Here is an 8,257-nt window from a genome sequence, read left to right as displayed (position 1 = left end):
TAGCGTATCTCCTTTATATGTAAATATTTTTTACAGTGTACCATACACAAAACCACAGCCTGTGGATAAGATCTGTAAACAGGCTTGGGGAAAACTATCCACATCTTACCCACAATATGTGGATAACTATTTCGGGATAGAAATTGTTAACAAGTGAAAACAAAACAATGTTATCAAAAAACGATAGACATTACAAGCATTTCTTTCACTTATCCACATGGCGCGCTTTGTGCACATTTTTGATATCCACAGGCAGTTCCTATGTGAAAAAGCTGTCGATAAGGCATGTGGATAAATCAGTTTTGCGAAAAAGGGCATCACAGGAAATTCACTGGAGATCCTCTCGGGCTGTGCATAACTTGAACGTTCTTTTCACTTTGGCAACTCCGTGGATTTAAAACAAACCATTGACAGGAAGAACGCTGCGCCCTTATAATAGTCGAGACTGTCTTTAGAAAATAGTTAACTTTCATATAGGAGGTGTAAGGTCATGTCATTGCGCACATACCAACCAAATAAACGCAAACACAGCAAAGTGCACGGCTTCAGAGCACGCATGAGCACAAAGAACGGACGCCGCGTTATCGCTGCACGTCGCCGTAAAGGAAGAAAAGTACTATCAGCTTAAAGTCCACTGACCGCATCAGTGGTCTTTTTTTTCTTTTTTCGCGGAAATTGAGCGAACAGCCATCCAAATAAGCAAGTAGCAGGTGAAAAAATGAATAAGCAGCAGCGGATCAAGAAGAATACGGAGTTTCAGCGCGTCTTTAAAAAAGGGAAGTCGTTTGCAAATCGGCAATTCATCGTCTATTTGTTGAAAGGCGAACAAGAGGAATTTCGCCTCGGCCTGTCCGTCAGCAAAAAAGTCGGCAATGCGGTCGCAAGAAACCGTGTCAAGCGCTATATTCGCCAGGCCTTCCTGGAATTGAAGGACGATCTCCTGCCAAACGCCGATTACATTATCATCGCCCGACCACAGGCGGCCAAATTGGATTTTCATGAAAGCAAGAAAAGTTTGGAGCATGTGCTGAAAATTGCGCGTGCTTTGCCGAAGAAGTAGATGCCGGATCGATCCGGATGGTACTATAGGAAGTAATTGAATAGAGTTTGGAGGAAGCAAAGTGAAGAAGAGAACAGGATTGCTCTTTGCCTTGGTGGCTGTTGCCCTCTTATTGTCGGGCTGTATGGAGTTTGACCAGCCGATCAGCGACCAAAGCGAAGGATTTTGGAATGAGTTTATCGTCTGGCCGCTAGTATCGATCATTACATTCTTTAAGGAATTCCTTGGCACATATGGCCTCGGAATAATCGCTGTGACGGTCCTGATCCGTCTGGCTTTATTGCCTTTGATGATCAAGCAGACGAAAAGTTCGAAACGCATGCAGGAAATCCAGCCGGAACTGGCTAAATTAAAAGAGAAATACAAGTCGAAAGACGCTGTCACCCAGCAGAAGTACCAGCAGGAAATGATGGCGATGTTCCAGGAAAAAGGCGTCAACCCGATGGCCGGTTGTTTGCCGGTCGTCATCCAGATGCCGATTTTGATCGGCTTCTACCACGCAATCAGCCGCATGAATGCAACGCCGGAAATCGATCTTGGGACGTTTTTGATCTTCCCGCTGGCGGAACCGAGCATCATCTTGGCCATTACAGCCGGTGTGATGCAATTGATCGTTCTGCGTACGGGCCCGGCGATGGATAACCCGCAAATGAAGGCGATGATGTATTTCATGCCGGTCATGATTATCGGATTCGGGATCATCCTGCCATCCGCCTTGACGCTTTACTGGGTAATCGGGAATATCATCTCGATCATCCAGAACATGTTCATTTACCGTCCATGGGAAAAGAAAGAAGTGCAACAGCCTGTTAAAACGAAAACAGGAGGGGCTAAAAAGTGAAGCATCTTACACAAACGGGGAAAACGGTTGAACAAGCGATTGAAAACGCTTTGGAAAAACTGAAAAAATCACGGGACGAAGTGACGGTCCGCATCGTCGAAGAAGGAAAAAAGGGGTTTTTCGGATTCGGCGCAAAAGATGCGGAAGTTGAAGTGACCGTGATGGAAACAGGGCAAGTGGAAGCTGAAAAGGCACCGCTACAAACGGAAAAAGTTCCTGAACAAGCGGATAGCGCCAAACCATCCGAAGAAGAGATTGCAGCAGAGATGCCGTCAGCTCCGCCAGAAGAAGGAGAAGAGCCGGATTTCGGCAGCACCCCTTCAGAAACGGCAGTGAAACCTTCCAATGACAAGGCGATCGAAGAAACGAAAAACTATTTGCAGGACGTGGCCAAGGGCATGAAGATCGACGATTTGACCGTGGCTCATGAAAAGCAAGGCAAAACGGTGCGTTTTAAACTGGAAAGCGAAAAAGTGGCGATGCTCATCGGAAAACGAGGGCAGACCTTGAATTCGCTCCAGCAATTGGCGCAATTGGTGGCCAATCGCCATGCCGAACAATTCATGATCGTCGAACTTGATGCAGAGAATTACCGGGAACGCCGCCAGGAAACATTGGAGCAATTGGCGGACCGGATGGCCGACAAAGCGATCCGTACAGGAAACCGTGTCCAATTCGAGCCGATGCCGTCCTACGAGCGGAAAGTGATCCATCAGGCGCTGTCGCGTCGCTTGGATATCGATACCTATTCGGAAGGCAAGGACCCGAACCGCTATTTGGTTATCGAACCCCATAAATAATTGAAGAAAAAGCCCGCGGGCGTCAGTTACATGACGCAGCGGGCTTTTTTTATGGAAAAAACGAAAAATGAAGAGAGAAAAAAGTGTTGGGTTTATGGATGTATATTTATGCATATCATATTTGCGGGTGAACCTGAAAAAAATACCAAAACCAAGCGCTGTATCTTTTGATTTCATGTAATTTGTGTTATTGTAATACGTTGTACAGTCACGCGTATTTTGGCAGTTGTCCACATGTGGACAACTGTTTTATCCCATAAAAGCATACTGTGGGCAAGCTTAATTGGTTTGCCCCGTTATTTTATTGCAAGAGGAGGAAACAGCATCATGATGGAATTCGATACGATCGCCGCGATTTCCACGCCAAGCGGCGAAGGGGCTATCGCCATCGTCCGCCTAAGCGGGCCGGAAGCAGTAGCCATCGCAGACCGGTTGTTCCGTGCGCCGTCTGCTAAAGCGTTGGCAGAACAGGCGAGCCATACCATCCATTATGGCCATATTGAAGACCCCGCGACGAAAGAAACGGCGGAGGAAGTCATGGTCGCATTGATGAGAGCACCGAAAACATTTACCCGTGAAGATGTCGTGGAGATCAATTGCCACGGCGGCATCGTATCGGTCAATCGTGTGCTGTCACTCGCTTTAAGAGCGGGTGCACGGCTTGCGGAACCCGGTGAATTCACCAAGCGCGCCTTCCTGAACGGTCGCATCGACTTGTCCCAGGCAGAGGCCGTCATGGACTTGATCCGCGCGAAAACGGACCGTGCCATGGACGTCGCGCTGACCCAGATGGAAGGGCGTTTGTCCCGCCTGATCAGCTCGCTGCGCCAGGCGCTTTTGGAATCGATCGCACAGATGGAAGTGAATATCGATTACCCCGAATACGACGATGTGGAAGAAATGACGCGTCCGATGATGCTCGAAAAAGCGCAATGGGTGCAAGCGGAAATCGCTAAATTGCTCCAAACTTCCCAGCAAGGCAAGATTTTGCGGGAAGGCTTGTCGACGGTCATCATCGGCCGCCCGAATGTCGGGAAATCGTCGTTACTGAATAGTTTAGTACAGGAAAATAAAGCCATTGTCACGGAAATCGCCGGCACGACGCGCGACATCATCGAGGAATACGTCAATGTCCGCGGTGTCCCGCTGCGCCTTGTCGATACGGCAGGCATCCGGGAAACGGAAGACATTGTCGAGCGCATCGGCGTCGAACGTTCCCGCAAAGTGCTGAAAGAAGCCGATTTGATCCTTTATGTACTGAATTATGCGGAGCAATTGACAGAAGAAGACCTCTTATTGTTCGAAGCGGTCCGCGACATGAATTATATCGTCGTCATCAACAAAACCGATTTGCCGAAGCAGATCGATTTGGAACAAGTAAAGGAATTGACAGGCGATAAACGCCTCGTGACGACTTCCTTAATTGAAGAAGAAGGCATCGACCAGCTCGAAGAAGCGATTGCCGACTTGTTCTTTGAGGGGGAAATCGAGGCAGGGGACATGACCTATGTCTCCAACGTTCGCCATATTTCGCTTTTGCATCAAGCGCATCAAACGATTTCGGATGCCATTTCAGCCGCCGAAATGGATGTGCCGGTCGATATGATCCAGATCGATGTGACCCGCACGTGGGAAATCCTCGGTGAAATCATCGGTGATACGGCAGATGACGGCTTATTGAATCAATTATTCTCGCAATTTTGCCTAGGAAAATAAATTTTTGAAGGGACTGAACGAACATGCCACAATACGAAGCAGGCACGTTCGATGTCATCGTCGTAGGAGCAGGCCATGCCGGAGCAGAAGCAGCACTCGCTTCTGCACGTATGGGCGCCAAAACACTCGTGTTGACGATGAATCTCGATATGATCGCCTTTATGCCGTGCAACCCGTCGATCGGCGGGCCGGCTAAAGGCATCGTAGTACGTGAAATAGATGCAATGGGCGGGGCGATGGGCCGCGTCATCGACAAAACACATATTCAAATGAGAATGCTTAATACCGCCAAAGGGCCGGCTGTCCGCGCTTTGCGTGCACAAGCCGATAAAGTGTTGTACCAGCAGGAAATGAAACGCTTGATGGAAGAACAGGAAAACTTGACACTCCACCAAGGCATCGCAGAAGAACTGATTGTCGAGGATGGGGAGGTCAAAGGCCTTATCACGCAAGTGGGCGGCATTTACCGTGCGGAAACAGTGGTCATCACGACCGGCACTTTCCTGCGCGGCGAAATCATCATCGGCGATCTTCGCTACTCAAGCGGGCCGAACCATCAGCAGCCGTCCATCAAATTGGCGGAAAACCTGCAGGAACTCGGCTTTGAGACGGTACGTTTCAAGACCGGTACGCCGCCGCGCATCAACAGCAACAGCATCGATTATTCGAAAACGGAAATCCAGCCGGGAGACGATGTGCCGCGTGCATTCAGCTTTGAGACGACGGAATTCATCATGGACCAAATGCCATGCTGGCTGACGTATACGACGAGCGAAACGCATCAGATCATCGATGAGAATTTGCATTTGTCGCCGATGTATTCAGGCATGGCAAAAGGGACGGGCCCGCGTTATTGCCCGTCGATCGAAGACAAGATCGTCCGTTTCAGCGACAAGCCGCGGCACCAGATCTTCCTGGAGCCGGAAGGCCGCTCAACGCGCGAGGTATACGTACAAGGCCTTTCCACGAGTTTGCCGGAACACGTCCAGCGCAAGCTGCTCGAATCGATTCCGGGGCTTGAGAAGGCCGATATGATGCGTTCAGGCTATGCCATCGAATACGATGCCATCGTGCCGACGCAATTATGGCCGACGCTTGAATCCAAGCAGATTACCAATCTTTATACAGCAGGGCAGATCAATGGCACGTCCGGCTACGAAGAAGCAGCGGGGCAGGGGCTCATGGCCGGCATCAACGCCGCGGCGAAAGTGCTCGGCAAAGAAGAAGTCATCCTCAGCCGTTCGGATGCCTATATCGGCGTGTTGATCGACGATTTGGTCACCAAAGGCACAAGCGAGCCATACCGTTTGCTGACATCGCGTGCGGAATACCGCTTATTGCTGCGCCACGATAACGCAGACTTGCGTTTGACGGAACTCGGCTATCAGCTCGGCATGATCACGGAAGAGCGTTATGCACGCTTCCTGGAGAAAAAAGACCATATCGAAGAAGAGATCAAGCGACTGCGCGGCATCATCATCAAACCGAACGAGCAGACGCAAGAAGCGATCCGGAGTGCAGGCGGCAGCGAGCTGAAAGACGGCATCCGCGCAGCCGATTTGTTGAAACGCCCGGAAATGAACTACGACATGATCGCGTCCTTGACTGAATCCGACATCGCACTGAGCGATGAAGTGAAAGAGCAAGTTGAGATCCATGTGAAATACGAAGGCTATATCGAGAAATCCCTTCTTCAAGTCGACAAACTGAAGAAAATGGAAAACAAAAAGATTCCGGAAAACATCGATTACGATGCCATTTCAGGGCTTGCGACGGAAGCGCGCGGCAAACTGAAAGAAGTGCAGCCGCTATCGATTGCGCAAGCGACACGGATTTCCGGCGTCAACCCTGCTGACATTTCGATTTTATTGGTGTATATTGAACAAGGAAGAATCGCTAAAGTCTAGTTGGGATTTGAGCTCACTGGGCGGCATGGCCGCCAGCACATAACAGAACTCGAAATGGGCTGGTATCCGCCAGCCCATTTGCTTTTACATAAAAACGCTAATCCCGCTCCCGCAGATGTGCGGAGAGACAGGTGAGAGGGGGACATACAGTGAACGAACAACAATTCGCGCAAGCATTGAAAAAACAAGGCATAGAGCTTTCTGAGCGCCAGTTGGAACAATTCCGCATCTATTACAAAGAACTCGTCGAATGGAACGAGAAAATGAATTTGACGGCCATCACGGAGCAGGAAGATGTCTATTTAAAGCATTTCTATGATTCCATCAGTGCCGCCTTTTACATGGATTTCACCAATCCGCTGTCAGTATGCGACGTCGGGGCCGGGGCCGGATTCCCGAGCATCCCGCTGAAAATCTGCTTCCCGCATATCGAAGTGACAATCGTCGATTCCTTGAACAAACGCATTCAATTCCTGAATCATTTGAGTGAAGCTCTCGGATTGGACAAGGTTTCTTTCGTCCACTCGCGCGCAGAAGATTTTGGCCAGTCCAAGCATCGGGAAAGCTACGACATCGTCACGGCCCGGGCTGTAGCGAGACTGTCTGTCCTTGCCGAACTGTGTGTGCCGCTCGTTAAAGAAGGCGGTGTATTCGCTGCCATGAAAGCAGCCTCTGCGCCAGACGAACTGAAGGACGCTGAGAAAGCGCTCAAAGTACTTGGAGTGAAGCAGGAAGCCGTCCATTCATTCCTTTTGCCAGTAGAAGAAAGCGAACGCCATATCCAAGTGTTCCGGAAATTCAAGGCAACGCCGAAGAAATATCCGAGAAAAGCGGGCATGCCGAACAAATCGCCGATCAGTTAATGTTTCACGTGGAACATATGGAGGTTCGGACACGTCTTTGGAATGAAACAACAAGAGCAAGTTTTTAATAAGGTGGTGCCTGAGCATGAAAAGTCCTTTTGCCCGTCTTTTCGGAGGCGGAGATAAAGCAAACGATGCAATAACAGAAGAAACTTCAAGCCAAGCTTCTGAAGAAGTGGTGAAAATACCGCTGGCTAAGATCCATGCCAACCAGTTCCAGCCGCGGACGGTTTTTGACGAGGAGAAAATCGAAGAGTTGGCCCGGACAATCCACGTCCATGGGGTCATCCAGCCGATCGTCGTCCGGGATTCGCAGCAGGAAGGTTTTTATGAAATCATTGCGGGGGAACGACGCTTCCGCGCAATGACGTCTCTTGGCTGGGAGGAAGTTCCGGCAATCGTTCGCCAATTGAGCGATAAGGAAACGGCGTCGATCGCCTTAATCGAAAACCTCCAGCGCGAGGAATTGACAGCGATTGAAGAAGCGCATGCCTACTCCAATTTACTGCAGATCCAGGAAATCACCCAGGAAGCCTTGGCGCAGCGGCTCGGCAAAAGCCAGTCCGCTGTCGCCAATAAACTGCGGCTATTGAAACTGCCTGAAGCCGCCCAGCAGGCGCTCCTTACACGGAGCATTACAGAACGCCATGCACGGGCTTTGCTGCCGGTGAAAGATCCTGAACTTCAGCAACAGCTGCTTGAACAGCTATTGGAAGAAGGGCTCAACGTCAAAGAATTAGAAGAACGCATCAAAAGTTTAGCGGATGAAGCGCCGAAAAAACCGAAAAAGCGCAGGAAAGCCGTCAGCCGGGATATGCGCATCGCGATGAACACCATCAAAGAGTCGCTGTCGATGGTCAAAAAAAGCGGCATCAAGCTTGATACAGAAGAGGAAGAACACGAGGATTATTACCAGATCACCGTGAAAATCCCGAAAAACCGTCCATAATGCTCTTTCCGTTGAGGAAAGGGCTTTTTTTGGCAGATTTATCTCTATGAAACAGGAAATTTGATACAATATAGAAATGAAAGCTGTCGCGGATAGCCATAAAGGCGTTTCCGCAGTAAAA

8 protein-coding genes are annotated in these 8,257 nt (G+C 49.6%); all 8 read left to right on the top strand.

Annotated features, from left to right (window positions below):
• Positions 1–490: 490 nt before the first annotated feature.
• Positions 491–628, top strand: coding sequence for a 50S ribosomal protein L34 (gene rpmH, locus BBI15_RS16345; RefSeq protein ID WP_084632995.1), 138 nt, complete (start codon positions 491–493; stop codon positions 626–628).
• Positions 629–718: 90 nt separating this feature from the next.
• The gene (gene rnpA, locus BBI15_RS16205; protein WP_068871172.1) at positions 719–1,060 is read left to right on the top strand and encodes a ribonuclease P protein component; all 342 of its coding nucleotides are present in this window, start codon (positions 719–721) and stop codon (positions 1,058–1,060) included.
• Between the two features lie 61 nt (positions 1,061–1,121).
• A complete protein-coding gene (yidC, locus tag BBI15_RS16200) occupies positions 1,122–1,901 on the top strand; it encodes a membrane protein insertase YidC (protein ID WP_068871170.1) in 780 nt (259 codons plus the stop codon).
• Positions 1,898–2,701, top strand: a complete 804-nt coding sequence (gene jag / locus BBI15_RS16195) for an RNA-binding cell elongation regulator Jag/EloR (RefSeq protein ID WP_068871168.1) — start codon at positions 1,898–1,900, stop codon at positions 2,699–2,701. Before yidC ends, jag begins: the two co-directional genes overlap by 4 nt.
• Before the next feature lie 330 nt (positions 2,702–3,031).
• Positions 3,032–4,417, top strand: a complete 1,386-nt coding sequence (gene mnmE, locus BBI15_RS16190; RefSeq protein ID WP_068872644.1) for a tRNA uridine-5-carboxymethylaminomethyl(34) synthesis GTPase MnmE — start codon at positions 3,032–3,034, stop codon at positions 4,415–4,417.
• Positions 4,418–4,440: 23 nt separating this feature from the next.
• The gene (mnmG, locus tag BBI15_RS16185; RefSeq protein ID WP_068871167.1) at positions 4,441–6,324 is read left to right on the top strand and encodes a tRNA uridine-5-carboxymethylaminomethyl(34) synthesis enzyme MnmG; all 1,884 of its coding nucleotides are present in this window, start codon (positions 4,441–4,443) and stop codon (positions 6,322–6,324) included.
• A 149-nt stretch (positions 6,325–6,473) separates the two neighbouring features.
• A complete protein-coding gene (rsmG, locus tag BBI15_RS16180; protein WP_068871165.1) occupies positions 6,474–7,187 on the top strand; it encodes a 16S rRNA (guanine(527)-N(7))-methyltransferase RsmG in 714 nt (237 codons plus the stop codon).
• 85 nt (positions 7,188–7,272) lie between these two features.
• Positions 7,273–8,136: a nucleoid occlusion protein gene (noc, locus tag BBI15_RS16175; protein WP_068871163.1), complete on the top strand. Its 864-nt coding sequence runs from the start codon at positions 7,273–7,275 to the stop codon at positions 8,134–8,136.
• The last annotated feature ends 121 nt before the right edge of the window (positions 8,137–8,257 follow it).

The organism is Planococcus plakortidis (genome assembly GCF_001687605.2).
Taxonomy (GTDB): Bacteria; Bacillota; Bacilli; order Bacillales_A; family Planococcaceae; genus Planococcus; species Planococcus plakortidis.
Note: the sequence above shows the minus strand (reverse complement) of the source record. Positions and strands in the feature narration are given on the sequence as shown.

Excerpts from the sequence above, each read along its gene's own strand:
- rpmH (WP_084632995.1), top strand. The coding sequence starts at position 491 with ATGTCATTGCGCACATACCAACCAAATAAACGCAAACACAGCAAAGTG.
- mnmE (WP_068872644.1), top strand. The coding sequence starts at position 3,032 with ATGGAATTCGATACGATCGCCGCGATTTCCACGCCAAGCGGCGAAGGG.
- rnpA (WP_068871172.1), top strand. The coding sequence starts at position 719 with ATGAATAAGCAGCAGCGGATCAAGAAGAATACGGAGTTTCAGCGCGTC.
- mnmG (WP_068871167.1), top strand. The coding sequence starts at position 4,441 with ATGCCACAATACGAAGCAGGCACGTTCGATGTCATCGTCGTAGGAGCA.
- noc (WP_068871163.1), top strand. The coding sequence starts at position 7,273 with ATGAAAAGTCCTTTTGCCCGTCTTTTCGGAGGCGGAGATAAAGCAAAC.